General features: G+C 71.9%; 19 protein-coding genes and 1 pseudogene. 12 read left to right on the forward strand and 8 right to left on the reverse strand.

All coding sequences use genetic code 11. The features are described 5' to 3' along the window. Position 1 precedes the first annotated feature (1 nt). Entirely contained in the window at positions 2 to 358 is a 357-nt protein-coding gene (locus ACVUH9_RS05100; RefSeq protein WP_475754574.1) for a hypothetical protein, read from the reverse strand. 514 nt (positions 359 to 872) lie between these two features. After that, positions 873 to 1,577: a VIT1/CCC1 transporter family protein gene (locus tag ACVUH9_RS05105; RefSeq protein WP_475754576.1), complete on the reverse strand. Its 705-nt coding sequence runs from the start codon at positions 1,575 to 1,577 to the stop codon at positions 873 to 875. A gap of 111 nt (positions 1,578 to 1,688) precedes the next feature. On the opposite strand from ACVUH9_RS05105, the gene ACVUH9_RS05110 reads away from it, so the two are divergent. The 4 genes from ACVUH9_RS05110 to ACVUH9_RS05125 all read left to right on the forward strand — a co-directional run bounded on the left by ACVUH9_RS05110 (position 1,689) and on the right by ACVUH9_RS05125 (position 5,465). Then, positions 1,689 to 1,907 (forward strand): hypothetical protein, encoded by a 219-nt coding sequence (locus tag ACVUH9_RS05110; protein WP_475754578.1) that lies wholly within the window; start codon positions 1,689 to 1,691, stop codon positions 1,905 to 1,907. A gap of 57 nt (positions 1,908 to 1,964) precedes the next feature. After that, positions 1,965 to 2,369: a VOC family protein gene (locus ACVUH9_RS05115; RefSeq protein WP_475754580.1), complete on the forward strand. Its 405-nt coding sequence runs from the start codon at positions 1,965 to 1,967 to the stop codon at positions 2,367 to 2,369. A gap of 33 nt (positions 2,370 to 2,402) precedes the next feature. Further along, a complete protein-coding gene (locus ACVUH9_RS05120; RefSeq protein ID WP_475754582.1) occupies positions 2,403 to 3,887 on the forward strand; it encodes a protein adenylyltransferase SelO in 1,485 nt (494 codons plus the stop codon). Positions 3,888 to 4,031: 144 nt separating this feature from the next. Further along, a complete protein-coding gene (locus ACVUH9_RS05125; RefSeq protein ID WP_475754584.1) occupies positions 4,032 to 5,465 on the forward strand; it encodes an MFS transporter in 1,434 nt (477 codons plus the stop codon). Between the two features lie 63 nt (positions 5,466 to 5,528). Here the strand turns inward: ACVUH9_RS05125 and ACVUH9_RS05130 are convergent, their stop codons facing one another. The 3 genes from ACVUH9_RS05130 to arsB all read right to left on the reverse strand — a co-directional run bounded on the left by ACVUH9_RS05130 (position 5,529) and on the right by arsB (position 7,528). Beyond that, entirely contained in the window at positions 5,529 to 5,879 is a 351-nt protein-coding gene (locus ACVUH9_RS05130) for a DF family (seleno)protein (RefSeq protein WP_475754586.1), read from the reverse strand. Between the two features lie 71 nt (positions 5,880 to 5,950). Next, on the reverse strand, positions 5,951 to 6,343 hold the full coding sequence (locus ACVUH9_RS05135; protein WP_475754588.1) for an arsenate-mycothiol transferase ArsC: 393 nt from the start codon (positions 6,341 to 6,343) through the stop codon (positions 5,951 to 5,953). A gap of 39 nt (positions 6,344 to 6,382) precedes the next feature. After that, a complete protein-coding gene (gene arsB / locus ACVUH9_RS05140; protein ID WP_475754590.1) occupies positions 6,383 to 7,528 on the reverse strand; it encodes an ACR3 family arsenite efflux transporter in 1,146 nt (381 codons plus the stop codon). Between the two features lie 74 nt (positions 7,529 to 7,602). Here arsB and ACVUH9_RS05145 point away from each other — a divergent pair, with 74 nt between their 5' ends. After that, positions 7,603 to 7,956 carry an ArsR/SmtB family transcription factor gene (locus ACVUH9_RS05145; protein WP_475754592.1) on the forward strand — a complete coding sequence of 118 codons (354 nt, stop codon included), beginning with the start codon at positions 7,603 to 7,605 and terminating at the stop codon, positions 7,954 to 7,956. Positions 7,957 to 7,987: 31 nt separating this feature from the next. Here ACVUH9_RS05145 and ACVUH9_RS05150 read toward each other — a convergent pair whose 3' ends face one another. After that, positions 7,988 to 8,653: a cysteine hydrolase family protein gene (locus ACVUH9_RS05150; RefSeq protein ID WP_475754594.1), complete on the reverse strand. Its 666-nt coding sequence runs from the start codon at positions 8,651 to 8,653 to the stop codon at positions 7,988 to 7,990. A gap of 166 nt (positions 8,654 to 8,819) precedes the next feature. Between ACVUH9_RS05150 and ACVUH9_RS05155 the strand changes: the two genes are divergently transcribed. Then, the gene (locus tag ACVUH9_RS05155; RefSeq protein ID WP_475754596.1) at positions 8,820 to 9,410 is read left to right on the forward strand and encodes a carboxymuconolactone decarboxylase family protein; all 591 of its coding nucleotides are present in this window, start codon (positions 8,820 to 8,822) and stop codon (positions 9,408 to 9,410) included. After that, positions 9,407 to 10,279, forward strand: coding sequence for an RNA polymerase sigma-70 factor (locus tag ACVUH9_RS05160; RefSeq protein WP_475754598.1), 873 nt, complete (start codon positions 9,407 to 9,409; stop codon positions 10,277 to 10,279). Before ACVUH9_RS05155 ends, ACVUH9_RS05160 begins: the two co-directional genes overlap by 4 nt. An 8-nt stretch (positions 10,280 to 10,287) precedes the next feature. On the opposite strand, the gene ACVUH9_RS05165 is transcribed toward ACVUH9_RS05160, so the two are convergent. Then, on the reverse strand, positions 10,288 to 11,064 hold the full coding sequence (locus tag ACVUH9_RS05165; RefSeq protein WP_475754600.1) for a hypothetical protein: 777 nt from the start codon (positions 11,062 to 11,064) through the stop codon (positions 10,288 to 10,290). Between the two features lie 232 nt (positions 11,065 to 11,296). Between ACVUH9_RS05165 and ACVUH9_RS05170 the strand changes: the two genes are divergently transcribed. Both ACVUH9_RS05170 and ACVUH9_RS05175 read left to right on the forward strand, forming a co-directional pair. Continuing rightward, on the forward strand, positions 11,297 to 12,805 hold the full coding sequence (locus ACVUH9_RS05170; protein ID WP_475754602.1) for an FAD-dependent monooxygenase: 1,509 nt from the start codon (positions 11,297 to 11,299) through the stop codon (positions 12,803 to 12,805). Between the two features lie 155 nt (positions 12,806 to 12,960). Further along, positions 12,961 to 13,956, forward strand: coding sequence for a carbohydrate kinase family protein (locus tag ACVUH9_RS05175; protein ID WP_475754603.1), 996 nt, complete (start codon positions 12,961 to 12,963; stop codon positions 13,954 to 13,956). 36 nt (positions 13,957 to 13,992) lie between these two features. Here the strand turns inward: ACVUH9_RS05175 and ACVUH9_RS05180 are convergent. Further along, a pseudogene (locus ACVUH9_RS05180) lies at positions 13,993 to 14,748 on the reverse strand (class I SAM-dependent methyltransferase); the annotation flags it as partial. A gap of 118 nt (positions 14,749 to 14,866) precedes the next feature. On the opposite strand from ACVUH9_RS05180, the gene ACVUH9_RS05185 reads away from it, so the two are divergent. From ACVUH9_RS05185 to ACVUH9_RS05195, 3 genes are all read left to right on the forward strand, one after another. After that, positions 14,867 to 16,201 (forward strand): serine hydrolase domain-containing protein, encoded by a 1,335-nt coding sequence (locus tag ACVUH9_RS05185; RefSeq protein WP_475754605.1) that lies wholly within the window; start codon positions 14,867 to 14,869, stop codon positions 16,199 to 16,201. Between the two features lie 260 nt (positions 16,202 to 16,461). Next, positions 16,462 to 17,799, forward strand: a complete 1,338-nt coding sequence (locus tag ACVUH9_RS05190; protein ID WP_475754607.1) for a hypothetical protein — start codon at positions 16,462 to 16,464, stop codon at positions 17,797 to 17,799. A gap of 19 nt (positions 17,800 to 17,818) precedes the next feature. Next, entirely contained in the window at positions 17,819 to 19,054 is a 1,236-nt protein-coding gene (locus ACVUH9_RS05195) for a hypothetical protein (protein WP_475754609.1), read from the forward strand. Positions 19,055 to 19,272: the final 218 nt, after the last annotated feature.

The raw sequence follows: 19,272 nt of genomic DNA on the forward strand, positions 1-19,272 counted from the left end.
GCTACGTCGTCCCGTTGTTCGCCACCCAATCGCTGCAGCCCTCGTTCTCCGTGCAGACGCGGATCCAGTTGATCGGGTTTCCGCCCGACGGGGTGTGCCAGCCCGTGCATCCCGCGCTGGGAGCCCAGTCCGGAGACGGGTAGTCGCCGTTGACGGTGCTGTACCAGGCCCGGACGCGGTTGCCGTCGACCTGCCCGTCGCAGGCCTTCACGTTGTTCCAGCCGGACGCCATCGCGTAGGACGGGGGGTCGAAGGGGTTGGTGACCGCGGTGCTGGCCTGTGCCGTTCCCGCGGCGCCCCCGAGACCGACGACGGTCGTGGCGGCGATGGCGATCATCTTCTTCTTGATTCCGTACATGGGAACACTCCTGTTTTGGTTGTTGCCGGCGGCAGTATTGCAGCGTCCTCGGTGGGTGGTCAAGCACACTCCGGAGACATCTCTACGAGGCTTAGGCGATCCTCGAACACACATCAACCAGGCGGTCGGACGGCCGCGAAGGGCCCGCGCCGACGATCATCGCCTCGGCGTCGAACGGTCGGTCGTTGGGGTCCGAAAGTGCCGTGCCAGACTGGCGTTTGGCGCTGCCGGTCGTCGTCCGAGTCGTCGATCGGCGTGCCCGCGGGCGCCCGGATCGCCCCGGGCGACGGGCCGGCTGCCGGCCGGTCCGCCTACCAGCACCTGCGTGGCCAACCAGACGCCCGTTCAGCTCGCGCCGGCGGTCAGCTACGTCGTACAACGCGTCAACACGCGTTGCGTATCCGTGGCGCCAGAGGACAGCCGCGACGCGGCCCCGGGGCCGGCCGACAGCCCGCTTGCGGCGTCGACCAGCGGGCCGAAGGACGTCGACGCCGGCCACCCGGCCGGACCGTGCTCAGACCGCGGTGCCGACCGCCGCACCGATCAGGTAGGTCACGAGCATCGCCACGCTGCCCCAGAGCACGACCCGGGCGGTTGCGGGAGCGGCAGGTGCCCCGCCGAGCCGGGCACCGGTCGCCCCGAGGGCGGCCAGGGCCACGAGCGTGACCGCCACGATCACGGCGATCCGGGTCGCCCCCGAATCCAGGGCCGCGGCGAGCAACGGCAGGATCGCGCCGGCCGCGAAGGCGGCCGCCGATGATCCCGCCGCCTGGAGCGGCCGGGCGCGGCGGGCGGCGTCGAACCCCAGCTCGTCGCGGACGTGCGCCGCCAGGGCATCGCGGGCGGTCAACGTCTCGGCGACCTCACGGGCGAGCGCCGACGGCAGGCCCCGCTGCTCGTAGATCCCGGTCAGCTCGTCGAGCTCGCCATGCGGGTCGCTCGCCAGCTCGCGCTGCTCCAGCCGCAGGTCGGCCTGCTCGGTGTCCCGCTGGGAGCTGACCGAGACGTACTCGCCCGCGGCCATCGAGAGCGCCCCGCCGACGAGCCCGGCCACGCCCGCGGTCAGGATCGCGCCGCTCGAAGCGCCCGATCCGGCCACGCCGAGGACCAGGCTCGAGGTCGAGACGATGCCGTCGTTGGCGCCGAGGACCGCCGCCCGCAACCAGTTCGACCGGTGGCTGAGGTGGACCTCGGCGATGGTGGACGGCGCGTCGGTCATGAGCCCAGGCTACGCGCCCCGGATCCGCCCGTCGTGACCTTGCGACATCGGCCCGCGGCGGCCGTCGGCGGCGAAGATCGGCACGGTTCCGGCGGACGAGGCTCGACGGCCATGAGCGTGGAGCTGCGTGACGTGGCGCCAGGTCTGTGGCTGTGGCGCCAGCCGCATCCGGACTGGCAGGAGGGGGAGGGCTGGGAGCCGCTGGTGACGTCGTTCGTCGTCGCCTCGCGCGGGAAGCGGTTGCTGCTCGATCCACTGGCACCGCCGCCGAGCGCGCGCTACGTCTGGGACCGGATCGAGGCGCTCGCCCGGGAGCCCTGGTCGACCTGATCCGAGATTGGTGGGCCTACCGCGATGAGTTTCTCGCGAGCCCTGCGTCTGGGGGGCATGAGCGATTCCACGAAGACCAAGACGACCGTCACCAACATCGGCGTGGCCATGTTCACGGTCAGCGACCAGGACGCCGCGATCGCGTTCTACACCGGGAAGCTCGGCTTCGAGCTGCGCAGCGACGTCCGCTTCGGCGAGAACGGCGAGATGCGCTGGGTGGAGGTCGCGCCGCCCGGCTCGCGGGCGCGCCTGGCCCTCAACCCGCCGATGTACGACGAGCCGGGCGGCAGTTCGATCGGCGTCGAGACCGCCGACGTGCTCGGCGAGCACGCCCGGCTGAGCGCGCTCGGCGGGATCGACCTCGACCCGGAGCCGATGCGCTCGCCCGGTGCCCCGCTGATGTTCATGCTCCGCGACCCGGACGGCAACACCGTCGTGGTCGTCGACGTGCCCGCTGCCTAGGAGCTGCGCGACTGGCCTCGCTAGCCTCGAAGGATGAGCGTCACCGCCCCGCCGTCGTTCGCGTTCGACGACTCGTTCGCCCGCGAGCTGGGCGAGCTGTGCACGCCGTGGTCGGCGGAGGCGGCGCCCGAGCCGCGGCTGCTGGTCCTCAACGAGGCGCTGGCGGCCGAGCTCGGGGTCGACGGTGACGCGCTGCGTACGCCGGCGGGCGTCGACCTGCTCGTCGGCAACGCCCGTCCCGAGGGAGCGTCGCCGGTCGCCCAGGGCTACTCGGGGCACCAGTTCGGGCAGCTCTCGCCGCGGCTCGGCGACGGCCGCGCCCTGCTGCTCGGCGAGCTGACGGACCGACACGGTCGGCGACGGGACCTGCACCTCAAGGGCTCCGGACGGACGCCGTTCGCGCGTGGGGGAGACGGCAAGGCAGCGGTCGGCCCGATGCTGCGCGAGTACCTGATCGGCGAGGCGATGCACGCGCTGGGGATCCCGACCACCCGCGCGCTCGCGGTGGTCGCGACCGGCGACCAGATCTCGCGTGACAGCCTGCTGCCCGGGGCGGTCCTCTCCCGGGTCGCGGCCAGCCACATCCGGGTCGGCACCTTCCAGTACGCCGCCGCGCTCGGCGACCCCGCGCTCGTCCGGCGGCTGGCCGACTACGCGATCGCCCGTCACCACCCCGCGGCGGCCGCGGCGGAGAACCCGTACCTGGCGTTCTTCGCGAGCGTGGTCGACGCCCAGGCGTCGCTGCTCGCGCAGTGGATGCTGGTCGGGTTCGTCCACGGGGTCATGAACACGGACAACATGACGATCTCCGGCGAGACGATCGACTACGGCCCGTGCGCGTTCATGGACGCCTTCCACCCGTCGACCGTCTTCAGCTCGATCGACCATGGCGGCCGCTACGCCTACGGCAACCAACCCCCGATCGCGCAGTGGAACCTGGCCCGGCTGGCCGAATCGCTGCTGCCGTTGATCGACGACGACAGCGACGCGGCCGTCGCGGCGGCCACCGAGGTCCTCCAGGCGTTCCCCGCTCGCTACGGCGAGTACTGGGAGCAGGGGATGCGGGCCAAGCTCGGCCTCGTCGGGGCAGGCGACGGCGTCGCGGACCTGATCGAGGAGCTGGTCGCGCTGATGCAGGCCCAGCGGGTCGACCTCACGGCCTGCTTCCGGGCGCTCGCGGGCGTGCTGCGTGACGAGCCGGAGCCGGCCCGGGCGCTGTTCGCCGGCGACCCGGCGGCCTTCGACGCCTGGGTCGTGCGCTGGCGGTCGCAGATCGCCGGCGAGGATCGCGCGCCGGGGGCCGTCGCCGACGCGATCGACCTCGTGAACCCCGTCTACGTTCCGCGCAATCACCGGGTCGAGGAGGCGCTCGACGCCGCCACCGCCGGCGATCTCGAGCCGTTCGAGCGGCTGCTCGACGCGGTGACCCGGCCGTACGAGGTGCGACCGGGCCTGGACGCCTACGCCGAGCCGGCCCCGGCGAGCTTCGGCGGCTACCGGACCTTCTGCGGGACCTGAGCGACCGGCGGTCGGGACCGGTCGTCGCCCGGCGCCATCCGTCCGTTCGCGGGGCGGCGCCGAACGCCGCTCGTATAGTGGCGCAGTGCCGCTGTTCACCCCGCCATGCCCGATCGCGTCGCGCTCGCGCGGGGTAGCGTCGGCGTGACCCCCGTCCGCTGGATCACGCTGACCGTCGTCTCGGTCGCCACCGCGATGCTGCTGCTCGACGTGACGATCGTCTACGTCGCGCTGCCGACGATCCAGCGCGATCTCGGGGCCAGCTTCGTGCAGATGCAGTGGGTGATCGACGCCTACACCGTCGTGCTCGCCGCGACGCTGCTGGCCGCCGGGACGCTTGCCGACCGACTCGGCCGTCGCGCGGTCTTCGCGAGCGGGCTGGCGATCTTCACCGCCTGCTCCGCGCTCTGCGGACTCGCGGACGCGCCCCTGCTCCTGAACCTCGCCCGCGGGGCGCAGGGGATCGGGGCGGCCGCGATGTTCGCCGCCTCGCTCGCGATCCTCGCGCACGAGTTCCGGGGAGCCGAGCGCGGCTTCGCGCTCGGCGTCTGGGGTGCGATCACCGGCGCGTCGCTGGCGATCGGCCCGCTGCTGGGTGGGCTCGTCGTCGACGGGCTGAGCTGGCGGTGGATCTTCCTCGTCAACGTCCCCCTCGGGGTGGTCCTGGTCGTGGCGACGCTGCGGGCGTTGCCGGAGTCCCGCGACCGTCGGCCCGGCCGCCCCGACCTCGCCGGCATGGTCCTGTTCGGTGCGGCCAGCTTCCTCGCCGTGCTCGGCTTGATCCGCGGCAACGAGCAGGGGTGGGGGAGCGCGCCGATCGTCGCGACGCTGCTCGGCGCCGCGCTGCTGCTGGGTGCCTTCGTGGTGGTCGAACGGCGGGTGGCCGCACCGATGCTGCCGCTGGAGCTGTTCCGGGTCCCCGCCTTCAGCGGAACGGCCCTGGTCGCGTTTGCGCAGTCGATCGCGATCTACCCGCTGCTGCTGTTCCTGGCGATCTACCTCCAGCTGGCGCTCGGCTACTCGGCGACCGAGACCGGCCTGCGGATGCTGCCGATGACCATCCTGATCCTGGTGGTCGCGCCGTTCTCGGGCAAGTTGACCGGCCGACTGCCGCTGCGGGTCCCGCTGGTGGCCGGGCTGGCGCTGTTCGGGATCGCCCTGCTGACGATCCACGGCGCCGCGCCGGGCGACCACTGGACGCAGTTGCTGCCGGGCCTGCTGCTCGGCGGTATCGCGGTCGGCACGATCAGCCCGGCGCTCGCCGCGGCGATGGTCAGCGTGCTGCCGGTCGAGCGCAGCGGCCTCTCCTCGGGGATCAACAACACCTTCCGGCAGCTGGGGATCGCGATCGGGATCGCCGGGCTGGGGGCGATCTTCCACGGTCAGGTCGGAGCGGGCGCGACGGTCGCCGGGATCGTCGACGGCCTCAACGACGTGGTCCTCGTGGCCGCGCTGGTGGCGATCGCCGGGGCCGTGATCGCCTGGCCGCTGCTCGGCGGTCAGCGGGCGACGTCGCCGGAGACCGGCGAGCCGGCGAGGTCCGATGCCGTGGACCGACCCGCGACGCCCGGCGACTGATCGCGGCGGGAAGCCTCCCCACGAGAGTCCGTGCATCGGCTCGAACGCTCGGCACCAACAGGGCTAGGTGCTTGCGGGTGCTGTTCCCCCGTCAGCGTCGGCGCTTGCCTGACGAATGGCGCGCCGAATCCACGCGTCTGGAGGCGTCGGTCTCGGCCCGCCTTCGCAACGGTAGATCCGACACTTCATCCCGTAGTCGGTGCGCGTCGCGGCGTCCGAGTCGATATCGCGCCCGTTGACGCGAATCGACGGCGAACCGAGGAAGCGCTGGCGCTCGGCGTCCTCGACGGTCTCAATAGCCTGCAGCTGGATCGAGCTGGGATCGAGGCCACTGTCAAGGACAAGCGCCCGTAGCCGCGGCATCAGCTCGCCAAACGACGGGCACCCAGCGAAATAGAGAACCTGAATCTCCATGGTTCGAGTGTCACACCTCGGCTGAAGAGGCCACTGGAACCGGGGCCTGTCGAGATCTCGCCTGCCCTTGCTCAGACGGACAGCTCGGCCGCCAGCGCCCGAACCCGCCGGTCGATCTCGTCGCGCGTCCGCCGGACCTGGTCGAGGCTCTTGCCCGAGGGGTCCTCGAGCTCCCAGTCGATGTAGCGGACGCCAGGCACGTACGGGCAGGCGTCGCCGCAGCCCATCGTGACCACGACGTCGGCCCACTCGGCCAGCTCCTGGGTGAGCCCCCGCGGGGTTCGATCGCGAAGGTCGATCCCCAGCTCGTCCATCGCCTCGATCACCTCGGGGTGAACGCGGTCCGCGGGCGTCGTCCCGGCAGAGCGGGCCTCGTGGACCGCACCGGCGGCCCGGGCGAACAGCGCCTGGCTGATCTGGGAGCGGCCGGCGTTCTGGAGGCAGACGAAGAGGACGTGGCTCATGCGGTGGTCACCGAGGACGCGGGGGACGGGTTCGTGGGATCACGCGGACTCGGCCGCCAGCGACGGGGCGACGGCCCCATCCCGCGAGCGTGCCTCCGCCTCTTCGGCCGGGTAGTACCGGCGACGGATCCAGAGCGCCACGTAGACGAGGCCGACGAGCACCGGCACCTCGATCAGTGGGCCGACGACGCCGGCCAGGGCCTGGCCGGACGTCGCCCCGAAGACCCCGATCGCGACGGCGATCGCCAGCTCGAAGTTGTTGCCGGCGGCCGTGAAGGCGAGCGAGGCGGTGCGGGCGTAGGTCGCGCCGATCAGTCGCCCCGCGGCGAGCCCGGCGGCGAACATCACGCCGAAGTAGACGAGCAGGGGGAGCGCGATCCGCGCGACGTCGAGCGGCTGCGACGTGATCGCGTCGCCCTGGATCGCGAACAGCATCACGATCGTGAACAGCAGCCCGTAGAGCGCGAACGGCCCGATCTTCGGCAGGAACGTCTGCTCGTACCAGGCCTCGCCCTTCCGTCGGACCCCGATCACGCGGGTCAACGCTCCGGCGACCAGCGGGATCCCGAGGAAGATCAGGACCGTCCGGGCGACCTCCCAGATCCCGATCGAGAAGCCCTGCGAGTCGAGACCGAGCAGGTCGGGGAGGGCCGTCAGGTAGAACCAGCCGAGGACGCTGTAGGCGACGATCTGGAAGACCGAGTTGACGGCGACGAGCAGTGCCGTCGACTCGCGGTCGGCACAGGAGAGGTCGCTCCAGATCAGGACCATCGCGATGCAGCGGGCGAGACCGACGATGATCAGGCCCGTCCGGAACTCCGGCTGGTCGGCGAGGAAGATCCAGGCCAGCGCGAACATCAGCGCCGGCCCGACGATCCAGTTCAGCACCAGCGAGGCGCCGAGCATCCTCGCCGTCTGCGGGCTGCGGTCGCGGACGACCTCGCCGTAGCGGACCTTGGCGAGGACGGGGTACATCATCAGCAGCAGACCGAGCGCGATCGGCAGCGAGACCGTCCCGATCCGGAGCCGGTCCAAGCCCTCGTCGATCGACGGGATCGCCGCGCCGAGCCCGAGGCCGACGCCCATGGCGACCAGGATCCAGGCCGGGAGGAACCGGTCGAGGGTCGACAGGCGCTGGAGGACGGGCGCCTCGGCAGTGGCCTGGGCGGCGGAGGCGGTGGCCATGCCGCGAACCGTATCGATTGATGATCATCACTTCAATCGACAAACGTGATTCTTTCGTGTAGCGTCCTAGATCGATGTCCGTCGATATGGAGCTGACGCCGAAGATCAAGCGTGGGGCGGGGGAGCCCTGCTGCGAGCCGGTGGTCTACCCGGACGTCGACCGCGCGCAGGCGCTGCGGATGGCCGAGGTCGCCAAGGCCCTGGGCGATCCGATCCGCCTGCAGCTCGTCGACGTCCTGCGCAAGCACGCCGGCAAGGTCTGCGTCTGCGAGCTGGTGCCGTTGTTCGACGTCTCGCAGTCGACGCTGAGCCACCACCTCAAGAAGCTGCGCGACGCGGGGATCGTCGACAGCGAGCGCCAGGGCCTGTGGGCGTACTACTACGTCCTGCCTGGCGCGATCGACGAGCTGGCCGGCTGGCTGGGGTAAGCGCGAGGCGCTGAGCACCTCGCGCTGGGAGTCACCGCGAGACCGGGGCTGCTGGAAGCTCGCGGCAGAGATCGTCGGTCGTCGCCGCGAGCACGCCGATCCGCTGCATCTCGTCGATGTGGTGGGGCGTGACACCGCTGAGCGCGTCGGTCACCAGGACGGTGCGGTAGTCGAGCTCGCTGGCGTCGAAGGCGGTCGCACGCGGGCAGTTCGGGAAGTTGCAGCCCGCGATCACGACGGTGTCGACGTTCCGCGCCCGCAGGTGCTCGTCGAGCGGGGTGCGGAAGAACGCGCTCCATCGCGGCTTCCAGAGCACGACCTCGTCGGGGCCCAGGGGCTGCGCCTCGCCGCGGATGAGGCGCTCGTGGTCGAGGTCGGGGGTCCCGATCGGACGCAGCGCGTCGAGCAGCTGCGACCCGGGGCTGCCCGGAGCGACCGGGCCCGCTCCGGCGGCCACGAGCGTCCGTCGGACCAGGTCGACGTCGTCGCCGTCGTACAACCGCACGATGTGGACGATCGGCCGGCCTGCGGCGCGGAACGCGGCGACCAGCGTGGCCAGCTGCGGGACGATCGCGGTGGTCCCGTCGATCGGGGTGCGGCCACCGTCGGCGAAGTCGACCTGGGTATCGATCACGACCAGCGCCGCGCGGTCGACGTGCGGGGCGATGTGCGGATCTGGGACGTCCATGCCGACCATCGCTGCACCCTAGAGCAGCGGAAGACGCCGAGCCTGCGACCGCGGCGACGAACGACCGTGGTGGAGGTCCGTCGCGGCGCTGTGCCGGCCCGGGTCTGTCGCGCGCTGTCACGGATCGGCGCTGGCCGGTGTCCTCATGCCGAGAACACCGAACGAGGAGGCGAACATGACCAGCAACACCCGGATCCCCGCGACCGAGATCACCGGTCTCTACGGCGCACTGATCAAGCGGTTCAGCAAGCGGATGCTCGGCCAGGTGCCCGAGGGCCTCGGCGTGCTGTGGCACAACCAGCCGGTGCTCAAGGCCAGCCTCAGCATGGGCCAGAAGTCCATGAAGTGGAACGCGTGCGACACGGACCTGAAGTCCTACGCCCACATGGCGGTGGCGTCCCTGATCGGCTGCTCGTTCTGCCTCGACATGACGTACTTCCAGGCACACAACGACGGACTCGACGTGGCCAAGGCACGAGAGGTGCCGCGGTGGCGGGAATCGAACGTGTTCACCCCGCTGGAGCGCGACGTCCTGGAGTACGCCGAGGCGATCAGCCAGACGCCGCCGACCGTCACCGACGAGCTCTCCGCTCGGCTGCTGGAGCAGCTCGGAGCGCCGGCCCTGATCGAGCTGACGGCGATCGCCTCGATGGCGAACCAGATGGCGCGGTCGAACGTCGCGCTCGGGATCGAGGCCCAGGGGTTCTCGGCATCGTGCGGCCTTGCGCCCCTGGCCCAGCCGAGCGGCGTAGCGTCTCCGGCATGACCGGTGACCCGTTCGTCGCCCACCGCCGTCTGCTCTTCACCGTCGCCTACGAGATGCTCGGCTCCGCCGCCGACGCCGAGGATGTCGTGCAGGAGACCTGGCTGCGGTGGGACCAGCTCGGGACCGCGGCCCGGGCGGAGGTGCACGACCCGCGGGCCTACCTCGTCCGGATCGTCACCCGGCAGGCGCTCAACCAGCTGCGCACGCTGGCGCGGCGGCGCGAGGAGTACGTCGGCGAGTGGCTCCCCGAGCCGCTCCTGACCAGCCCCGACGTAGCCGAGGACGTCGCGCTCGCCGAGAGCGTCTCGTTCGCGATGCTGACCGTGCTGGAGACCCTCGGCGCCACCGAGCGGGCCGTGTTCGTGCTCCGCGAGGTGTTCGACACCCCGTACGACGAGATCGCGGAGGCGGTCGACAAGTCGCCGGCGGCGGTGCGGCAGATCGCGCACCGCGCTCGAGAGCACGTGACCGCGCGGCGGCCGCGGGCGCCGGTGAGCCGCGCCGAGCACGAAGCCGTGGTCGAGCGGTTCCTGGCCGCGGTCCGCGGCGGCGACCTGCAGGGGCTGCTGGACGTGCTCGCGCCGGACGTGGTCGTCGTCGCCGACGGTGGAGGCATCGTCACCGCGGCCAAGCGGCCGATCGTGGGCGCGAAGCGGGTGGCCCCGCTGCTGACCAGGTTGAGCGGCATGGTCGAGGCGATGCCGATCTGGCTCAACGGGGCCCCGGCGGTGCGGCTCGAGCTCGACGGCCAGCTCGACACCGTCACGAGCCTGGTGATCGAGGACGGCCGGATCACGAGGATCTACGCCGTCCGAAACCCGCAGAAGCTCGCGCGGCTCGCTGAGGAGGTCGCCCTCAGCCTCGGGTAGCCGACTGGTCAGCGCTTCTCGACCGACTTCGAGAACGAGATCCGACCGTCGACCGTCTCGGTCTGCTCGAAGCCCGATTGAGCGTGGGTGAGCAGGACGCCGGTGCCGCCACCGTTGAGGCTGCCGGTCGCGCCCAGCGTCGCCGCGAACTGGACGTTCCAGCCGCCGAGCGGCTCGCCGATCGACGCCCGCTGGCAGCTCTGCATCAGGATCGACTCCCAGTCCTCGTAGTAGCCGGTCGTGACCAGGCCCATCTTCGAGACCGACGGCCAGGCGACCTCGACGCCCCAGCCACCGACGAGCTTCTGCTCCTTGCCGCCGACCGTCCGCCGGTTGGTGCCGTAGACGTAGATCGGATAGCTGTCGTGGAAGGTCGCGGTCGACGTCCGCTCCTCGTGATCGCAGCCGGCATGCCACGAGCGATCGTCGGTGCTGTACGTGCCCTGGTAGGTGATCGCGACGTCGGCCTTGCCCTTCGCGGTACGCCCGGTCTGCTCGGGGAACGTGACCTTGCCGTCCTTGACCGTGACGGTCAGCTTCTCGCTCTCGACGCCACCGTGGAGCTCGCCCGTGCGGGTGATCGTCCACGATCCGCTGACGGTCGCGGTGGTCTTCTCCGGTGTCGCGCGGCCCTTGCGGTGTCGCTTCTTCTTGGCCACGGTGGTCGTGGCGGCGTGGGGGATCGCCAGCGGGTTCGGCGCCCCGATCGCCTCGCCGGGGACGGCGACGAAGGCCGTCGCGAGCCCGAGGACGAGGATCGGTCGCAGGCGTGGTTCCCAGGGCATGGCCTCAGCGTAGGAGCGTCGCGGGAGGCCGCGCATCCGTGATTCCACGGGCCGTCGTTCGGGTGGTTGCCGGGACGAGCGGCCACGGCGGCACCGAACGAAAGAAGGAGAGGGCGTCAACCGCTCTCTCCACTCTTAATTTATACCGCACACGAAGCCCTCATGAGGTCGCGGAGGGTGCCCCATACTCGCCTCGTCGCAGATCAGGACCGACGAACGAGGGAGAAGCGAGATGCGCACGAACGAGCATGCCGTGGTGATTGCCGGAGGCGGACCGACGGGGCTGATGCTGGCGGGTGAGCTGGCGCTGGCGGGCGTCGACGTGGCGATCGTCGAGCGGCGAGCCAGCCAGGAGCTCGCCGGCTCGCGCGCGGGTGGCCTGCACTCGCGCACGATCGAGGTCCTCGACCAGCGCGGGATCGCCGACCGGTTCCTGGCGGAGGGGCAGCAGGCGCAGGTCTCGGCGTTCGCCGGAGTCTCGCTGGACATCAGCGGCTTTCCGACCCGGCACGGATACGGGCTCGGGCTGTGGCAGAACCACATCGAGCGGATCCTGGCCGGCTGGGTCGACGAGCTGGCGGTGACGCTCTACCGCGGGCGCGAGGTCACCGGCTTCACCCAGGACGACAGGGGCGTCGATGTCGACCTCTCCGACGGCACGTCGCTGCGGGCGGAGTACCTCGTCGGGTGCGACGGCGGACGCAGCCTGATCCGGAAGGCAGCCGGGATCGAGTTCCCCGGGTGGGATCCGACGATCAGCAGCCTGATCGCCGAGGTCGAGATGGCCGAGGAGCCGGAGCTGGGCATCCACCACAGCGCCCTCGGCACCCATGCCTACGGCAAGACGGACTACGAGATCCGTGACGGCGAGATCATCTACGCGAAGGGCGGGCCGATCCGGGTCATGGTGACCGAGGAGCACGTCGGATCCACGACCGAGGAGCCCACCCTGCGTGATCTCAGCGAGGCGCTGATCGCCGTGGACGGGACCGACTACGGGGCCCACAGCCCGACCTGGATCTCCCGCTTCACCGACATGACGCGGCAGGCCGCGGCCTACCGCGACCGACGGGTGCTGCTGGCCGGCGACGCCGCGCACGTGCACTCGCCGGACGGCGGGCAGGGCCTCAACACCGGCGTCCAGGACGCGGTCAACCTGGGCTGGAAGCTGGCCCGGGTGGTCGAGCGGACGGCGCCGGAGAGCCTCCTCGACAGCTACCACGCGGAGCGTCATCCGGTCGCGGCCCGCGTGCTGCGCAACACGATGGCCTCGGTCGCGCTGCGCCGACCGGACGACCGCACCAAGGCCCTGACCGAGGTGATCGCCGAGCTGCTCGTGGCGGACGAGCCGCGCGAGCAACTTGCCGCGACGTTGTCCGGCCTCGGCATCCACTACGACCTCGGTGAGGGACACCCGCTGCTCGGGCGCCGGATGCCCGACCTCGACCTGGTCACCGCCGACGGTCCGCTCCGCGTCTACGCGCTGCTGCACGACGCCCGGCCGGTGTTGCTGAACCTCGGCGCGCCCGGGGGCCTCGAGATCGGTCCGTGGGCCGATCGGGTCCGGCAGGTCGACGCCGAGTACGCCGGCGTCTGGGAGCTTCCGGCGCTCGGGACGGTCGCTGCGCCCGCGGCCGTGTTGATCCGGCCCGACGGGTACGTGGCCTGGGTCGGGGACGGCAGCGCATCGGGCCTGACCGACGCGCTGACCACCTGGTTCGGACCGGCGGCCGCGGCGTAAGGTCCGATCGCGCGGGTCGGCACCGTCACGGGCACGAAGGCCCGGCCGAGCGGGAGGGACGCCCTCGGGCTGGTCGTTCCGGTCGCGCGTCGACGGGCCGGTCGAGCGCCGGGCCGACGATCCGCCCCGCCGACCGGCGCGCGACGATGACGGGCATGAACGACCGAGCGCAGCGTGCCGCCGCGGGTGATCCCCGCGGCGCGGCGGCCCCGTCCGACCCGTCCGAGTCGGCGGCGCCGGGGGCGGCCCGCGGTCGGGTCCTGGTCCTCGGCGAGGTGCTCGTCGACATGATCTGCGAGCGGCCCGTGCGGTCGTTCGAGGAGGTCGACGCGTTCGTCCCGCACCTCGGCGGGGCGAGCGCGAACGTCTGCGTGGTGGTCGCCCGGCACGGTGGGCGAGCGGCCCTCGGCGGGGTCGTCGGGGCCGACGCCTGGGGTGATTGGCTAGCGCGCCGGCTCGCCGACGAAGGCGTCGGCCTGGAATGGCTCCTCCGCCGCGACGAGCTGACCACGCCGGTCGCGTTCGTCACGGTCAGCGCCGCGGCTGAGCCGTCCTACGCCTTCTACGGCGCGGGGCTGACGCCGGGCTTCGGGGCGCTGGCGGGCCCGATCGAGACGGCGGTCGACGCCTGCGACGCGTTGTTCTTCAGCACCAGCATGCAGATCGAGCCCGACCACCGGGCGGTCACGCGGGCGGCGCGAGCGCGAGCGCTGGAGCGCGGCGTCCCGGTGGTCTTCGACCCGAACGTGCGCTCGAACCTCTGGACGGACCCCGCCCAGGCCGTCGCCGTGGCGCGCGCGAGCGTGCCCGGCACGTTCCTGCTGAAGGCCAACCGCGACGAGATCCGGCTGCTGTCCGGCGAAGACGATCCGGACGACGGAGCGCGGGCGCTGCTGGAGCTCGGCGCCCGCAACGTCGTCGTCACGCTCGGGCCCGACGGGGCGCTGCTGGTTGCCGACGGGGTGCGACGGCGGGTGCCCGGGGTGGGCGTGCGTGCGGTCAACGCGACGGGAGCGGGGGACACCATCGGCGGCGTGCTGCTGGCCCGCCTCGGGCAGGACGGGTACAGCACGCGGACCCTGGAGCAGGCGCTGCCCGAGGCGGTCGCGGCGGCGGCCCACAGCACGGAGTCGTGGGGCGCGGTGAGCTAGGCGACGTTGGTCGCGGCAGCGGTCGGGTGATGCCGACTAGCGTCCGGCCGTCGATGCCGCCCTCGCGTCGGCCGTCAGCAGGCGCGCCCCGACGTCGGCCTCGTCGAGGTCGACCAGGCCGCCATGTCGCGCGTGCCAGCGTCCGCCTTCGAGGTCGGCGGCCAGGGCGGTGACGGCGCGCTGCTCGATCGCCGGGCCGAGTCGATCCCAGACCGAGGTGTTGCGGCGGACGTCCGGGTCGAGATAGGCCGCGGGACGGTTCCAGTAGCAGCAGAAGAACCCGTCGACGCAGTCGGACGGGACCGGGACGGGCCAGATCGACGCGCCGAGCGCCGCGGCTCGCTCGGCCAGCGAGGGACGGCTGGTCGTGGCGGCGACGCCGAACTCCGGGAGGTAGTCGCGGACCAGCCAGTAGTCCGGCAGCGCGGCGTTGTCCCACTGGAACACGACGACGCGGCGCGCGACCCGCTGCATCTCGCGGAGCCCCGCGATCGGGTCGCGCCAATGGTGGTCGGTGAGGACCGCCATCGCGGCGTCGAAGGCCCCGTCATCGAACGGAAGATGCTCGGCCGAGGCCGCCACGCACGGGGCGGCGTCCGGCGGGCGCTGCCCCCGCATGACCGCGGAGGGCTCCACCGCGGTGACGTCGCGGTCGGGAGGCTCGTACGAGCCGGTGCCGGCACCGACGTTGAGGACGGTCCGGGCGTCGCCCAGGGCCGTCCAGATCCGCGCTGCGATTCGCGGGTCGGTCCTGCGCCCCACGGCGTACGTCCGGCCGATCCGGTCGTACAGCGCCCCGGCGTCCTCGCCGCTCATGCAACGCACGATAGGTCCCGCACGTGGCTCCGGCAACCGGCTCGGTCCGGCGAACGGCTCCTCGTCAGCGAGACGAATAGATTCGTCTCGCTCCATGCGTCGTCGTCGCAAGATCGTCCTCGCGGTACTGGCCGTCCTGCTCGCGGTCATCGTCGGCGGCTACTGGTACGAGCGGCCGATGCTGCTGACCGGGACCGGATACGCGGCGCACAACGCGTGCGCCCTGAAGTACGTCGCCGACCGGCAGGACCCCGACGCGGACCTGCCGCCGAACCCGCTGAAGCCGCTCCTGTCGACCAGCACGGGAGACGACTCGGCCACGGGCAGCCTGCTCGGCGTGCTGGCCAAGCAGCGGGCGTTCGCGACGCCGGGGTTCGGCTGCACCCTGGCCGACGAGCGCCCCGATCTGGGACCGGCCACGGAGGTCTCCCCGGACCGCAACCCCTACGCCAGCGCCCGCGCGCCGCGACGCCGGGATCCCGCCGTGGACGCCGCGATCGCGAAGGCGTTCGGGGACGACCTGCCCGAGGACGAGCGGACGACGCTCGGCACCCGCGGGATCGTCGTCCTTGAGGACGGCAAGCTGCTCGGGGAACGCTACGCGAAGGGCTTCGGGCCGCAGGTGCCGCAGCTCGGCTGGTCGATGACCAAGAGCGTGACGAACCTGCTCGTGGGCCGGCTGGTCGCCCAGGGCGAGGTCCGCCTCGACGACGACCACCTGCGACCGGAGTGGCACGACGCCCGCGCCCGCATCACCGTCCGTCAGCTGATGCAGATGACGAGCGGCCTGGACTGGGACGAGACGTACTCGTTGGGCACCCCGATCACGAAGATGCTCTACGTCAAGCGCGACATGGGCGCCTACGTCGCCAGTCAGTCGTTGGCGCACGCCCCGGGCAGCTACCAGCAGTACTCGACCGGAAGCCCGACGCTGTTGTGCGCGATCCTCGCGCCCAAGCACGGCGGCGCGGACTTCCCGCGTCGGGTGCTCTTCGCGCCGCTCGGGCTGTCGAGCGCGGTCTTCGAGCCGGATGCGGTCGGCACCCCGGTCTGCGGGTCCTACATGTGGGCGACGCCGCGGGACTGGGCGGCGGTCGGCCAGTTCGCGCTCGCCGGCGGGGTCTGGAACGGCCGGCGTCTGTTGCCCAAGGGCTGGATGGCGGAGTCGACCCGGGCCGTCGCGGTCGAGAGCGAGGACGAGGGCTACGCGACGGGCTGGTGGGCCAACCGCAGGCCCGACCGCTCGCTGGCGGAACCGAGACTGCCGGCCGACGCGTACTTCGCCTCAGGCCACGACGGCCAGTGGCTGATCGTGGTGCCGTCGAAGCGGCTGGTGGTCGCGCGGCTCGGCTTCACCCCCGACACCGACGTCGACGAGCGCGCGGTCTCGCTCGCCGCCGACCTGATCGGTCGCGAAGGGTCGAGCTGAAGACCGCCGTCCGACTCTCGGACACTCGCGAAGTTCGCCGCTTCTGGCGCGGCGGAGCCGGGCGATCGTCTACGTTCCTGCTTGCGCTATCCAGGTGGCGCACCCGTCCCTCGTGTGTGAAGGAGCGACCGATGCGTCGCGTCCGTGGTCTGTTCGCTCTCGGAGTCGTTGGACTCTCGCCCCTGAGCGGCGCTGCTTCAGCGGTCGCCGGAACGGAACCAGGTGGTGGTGGGGCAGGCGGGCAACCGTCACCAGCCGGCTTGCTGTTGGCGCCCTCGAGCGCGCTCGGTGGGTCGTCGTCGGCGCAGGGCTTCGACATCGGGGCCCAGCGCTCGGTCCGACGCCAGCGGGCACGGGCTCGCATGCTGATCGCGGGCGTGATGACCGTCGTTGGCATCGCGTCATCGGCGATGCCCGCGACGGCCTCGGTGACGGCGGCTTCCTGGCCGACGACCGCCAAGGGCTGGGACCGCGAGGCGGTCACGGCCGCAGCGGGACGATCGTGGGCGGTCTTCCGACGCGGCTTGGCGCTCGAGCTGCGTTCGCGCCCGCTTGCTGGAGGAGCGACGCAGCGATGGCGCTCGACGCTGCCGCGCTCGTTGGACGGCGTCGCCGTCTACCACCCGGTGCCCGGCGGCTACGTCGACCACGGGTCGTACCGCTATGCGTCGGTGGATCGGGTCGTCGTCGAGGACGGCCGGGTGCTGGTGCAGTACTCGTGGTGCCTGTCGGGTGAGGACATCTCCAACTCCGGACTGGCCGTGTGCGTGGGAACGACCGTCGCCGGCTACCGGGCCGACGACGGGGCAGCAGCGACCGTCGTCTCACGGCCCGGCGAGCAGATCGCGGGGACCGACCCGCTCGTGCTCGTCCGCCCGGCGGCGCCGCCGGAGACGGCGGGCGAGCTTCGGATCCTTCGGACCGGCGAGGTGCGTCCGCTTCCTGCTGGGGTCAGCGAGCCGAGTCTGGGGGTGCCGAGGACCAACGGGGGGCGCATCATCCAGTATCGATACGCCCCGTCGCCCGAATCCAGGCTCGTCTTCCGGGATCTCGTCGTCGCCGATCTTCGGACCGGCATGACCGCCTACAGCTTGGGCTACGACCAGCTTTGGGGGAGCATGTCACGAGCGAAGCCGTCGCTGTCGCTGAACGCGCGACTGGTGGCAAAGGGCGAGTTGGCGGTCGGCTTCAGCGCCCGCCGGCGTGGTGTTCAGCCGGTGTTCGTCGACGCCAGCGGACGTGTTCGGAAGGTCGGTGCGCGGATGGGCGGCGCGAGCGCTGTGCTCGTCGAGCCGTCAGGGGTCGATCGACGCACCGTCGTCTTCGTCTACGGGTCGGCGAGAACGTCCGGCCGCCGTCGGGCCTGCGAAGGGCTCTGGGTGGTCGATCGGGCTGGTCGGCGTGGCGCGCGTCTCCGTATGCCGCGCGACCTCGCCGTCGCCGGCGACGATGCGCCCGTCTTCTGGGACGGACGCACGTTGGTCTACGGCCGGCCGATCTCGGAGCCCAGCGGTGATCGGGACCGAGCGATGCTCGTCTGGCGCGGACTGCACCGGCTGAAGCTGCGGACCTCGGCCGTTCCGCAGTGTCCGCGCTGATGCCGAGCGACCTTCCGCAATGCTGAGCACGAACCACTTGCGACCGGTCGTCGCGACGAGCCTGACGTGGGCGATCGCGGGCATCCTGCTCGTGGCGCCCTCGGCCTCGGCGTGGGAGCAGTCGGTGCCTCCTGGCGATGATCCCGTCGTCGCCGACGGACGCGTGTGGTGGCTGACCGCGACGGCCGAGCAAGGCCGCGCCGGCCCGACGATGCTCCAGTCGCGCCCGTTGGCGGGCGGCGATCTGCAGTCGCGGTCGATCGCGCTGCCGCCCAGAGAGGCACTGCCGCCCGGCGACGGCGGTCTGCGCCCCGCCGGCGACGGCGTTGTCGTCAGCGCGAGGCTGACCGGGTTCGTCGACGACCGGGCGTACCTCGAGGTCCAGGCCTGTGGTCCGGCCCCCCAGGTGCAGTGCGGAGGCGTCGCACGACAGATCGTCGACACGACTTCCGGTCGACAGGTCGAGCTGCAGTCGCCGGCTCCCACGGCCACATCGACCTCCGACAGCCGGGTCCTGCTGGATGGGGGCCAGGCTGGCGGTCGCCGGATCCTGCTGGATCCCGAGAACCGCCGGCCGGTTGGCGTGGCCCCGGATCCGGCGAAGGGTCCGACGCAGATCAACGGGCGCTATGCGTCGCAGATGACCGGGGCGGACCGTTGGACGGATGAGCAGATCGAGGGTCCTCAGCGTCATGCCGCGCGGTTGCGGGTGTTCGATCTGCGGACCGGCCGGCAACGGTTCAGCGTGGGGATCAAGAAGGTCGCGTTGCGATCGGCGTCGCGGGGCGTTCAGGTACAGGACGTGCGGTTGCAGGACGACGGATCGGTTGCGGTCGAGACCGGGCGGGGCCCCCTGGCGGGCGACGGCCGGGCGGGACGTGGATCGTTCGCGCCGGTCTTCGTCGACCGGCGTGGAGGGGTTCGCCGCTTGGGGCCTGCAGTGCGGGACGTCAGTGGCGTACGTGGACTGCTGGCGCACGGCCGCGGCCTGGTCGGCGTCAGCGACAACCGGCCGCCGTCACGCAGCTGCGATGCCGACGTGTGGATCACCGACGGCAGCGGCATCCGGTTCCGGCGCGTCCGTGACGGTCTCTCGCACACCGGATGGCCGCTGCTCTGGGACGGCCGCTACGCAGTTTGGGGTCTCCAGAGCCGGGCGCGACGCACCGGGACGTCCTACGTCGCGGTCACGAGCGGCATCGACCGGGGTGGGCTCTCGCGACACGACCGACCCACCTGTAAGGCACGGCGCTAGTGCAGAGTCTGGCGCGCTCACTGGGCGGTCGGGTCGTGAGCGGTACGCGGCCACCGAGCATCCCAGTCACGTCGGGGCTGAGAGGCTGCGTGAGCTGGCCCTGCGGCGTTCGCGTGGCCGACCGCGCTCCGCGCGTGATCCACGCCACCTACAAGTGGCAAGGACCCAAGGGGAACGGGCCGTGCAAGTGAACCGCCTGCCGTTGGGCGCCGTCGGAC

The organism is Patulibacter ginsengiterrae (assembly GCF_056269115.1).

Coding starts and splice junctions, on each gene's coding strand:
- ACVUH9_RS05170 (WP_475754602.1), top strand. CDS start 11,297: ATGCGCACGAACGAGCATGCCGTGGTGATTGCCGGAGGCGGACCGACG.
- ACVUH9_RS05160 (WP_475754598.1), top strand. CDS start 9,407: ATGACCGGTGACCCGTTCGTCGCCCACCGCCGTCTGCTCTTCACCGTC.
- arsB (WP_475754590.1), bottom strand. CDS start 7,528: ATGGCCACCGCCTCCGCCGCCCAGGCCACTGCCGAGGCGCCCGTCCTC.
- ACVUH9_RS05105 (WP_475754576.1), bottom strand. CDS start 1,577: ATGACCGACGCGCCGTCCACCATCGCCGAGGTCCACCTCAGCCACCGG.
- ACVUH9_RS05175 (WP_475754603.1), top strand. CDS start 12,961: ATGAACGACCGAGCGCAGCGTGCCGCCGCGGGTGATCCCCGCGGCGCG.
- ACVUH9_RS05110 (WP_475754578.1), top strand. CDS start 1,689: ATGAGCGTGGAGCTGCGTGACGTGGCGCCAGGTCTGTGGCTGTGGCGC.
- ACVUH9_RS05135 (WP_475754588.1), bottom strand. CDS start 6,343: ATGAGCCACGTCCTCTTCGTCTGCCTCCAGAACGCCGGCCGCTCCCAG.
- ACVUH9_RS05195 (WP_475754609.1), top strand. CDS start 17,819: ATGCTGAGCACGAACCACTTGCGACCGGTCGTCGCGACGAGCCTGACG.
- ACVUH9_RS05185 (WP_475754605.1), top strand. CDS start 14,867: ATGCGTCGTCGTCGCAAGATCGTCCTCGCGGTACTGGCCGTCCTGCTC.
- ACVUH9_RS05150 (WP_475754594.1), bottom strand. CDS start 8,653: ATGGTCGGCATGGACGTCCCAGATCCGCACATCGCCCCGCACGTCGAC.
- ACVUH9_RS05120 (WP_475754582.1), top strand. CDS start 2,403: ATGAGCGTCACCGCCCCGCCGTCGTTCGCGTTCGACGACTCGTTCGCC.
- ACVUH9_RS05130 (WP_475754586.1), bottom strand. CDS start 5,879: ATGGAGATTCAGGTTCTCTATTTCGCTGGGTGCCCGTCGTTTGGCGAG.
- ACVUH9_RS05155 (WP_475754596.1), top strand. CDS start 8,820: ATGACCAGCAACACCCGGATCCCCGCGACCGAGATCACCGGTCTCTAC.
- ACVUH9_RS05100 (WP_475754574.1), bottom strand. CDS start 358: ATGTACGGAATCAAGAAGAAGATGATCGCCATCGCCGCCACGACCGTC.
- ACVUH9_RS05115 (WP_475754580.1), top strand. CDS start 1,965: ATGAGCGATTCCACGAAGACCAAGACGACCGTCACCAACATCGGCGTG.
- ACVUH9_RS05165 (WP_475754600.1), bottom strand. CDS start 11,064: ATGCCCTGGGAACCACGCCTGCGACCGATCCTCGTCCTCGGGCTCGCG.
- ACVUH9_RS05145 (WP_475754592.1), top strand. CDS start 7,603: ATGTCCGTCGATATGGAGCTGACGCCGAAGATCAAGCGTGGGGCGGGG.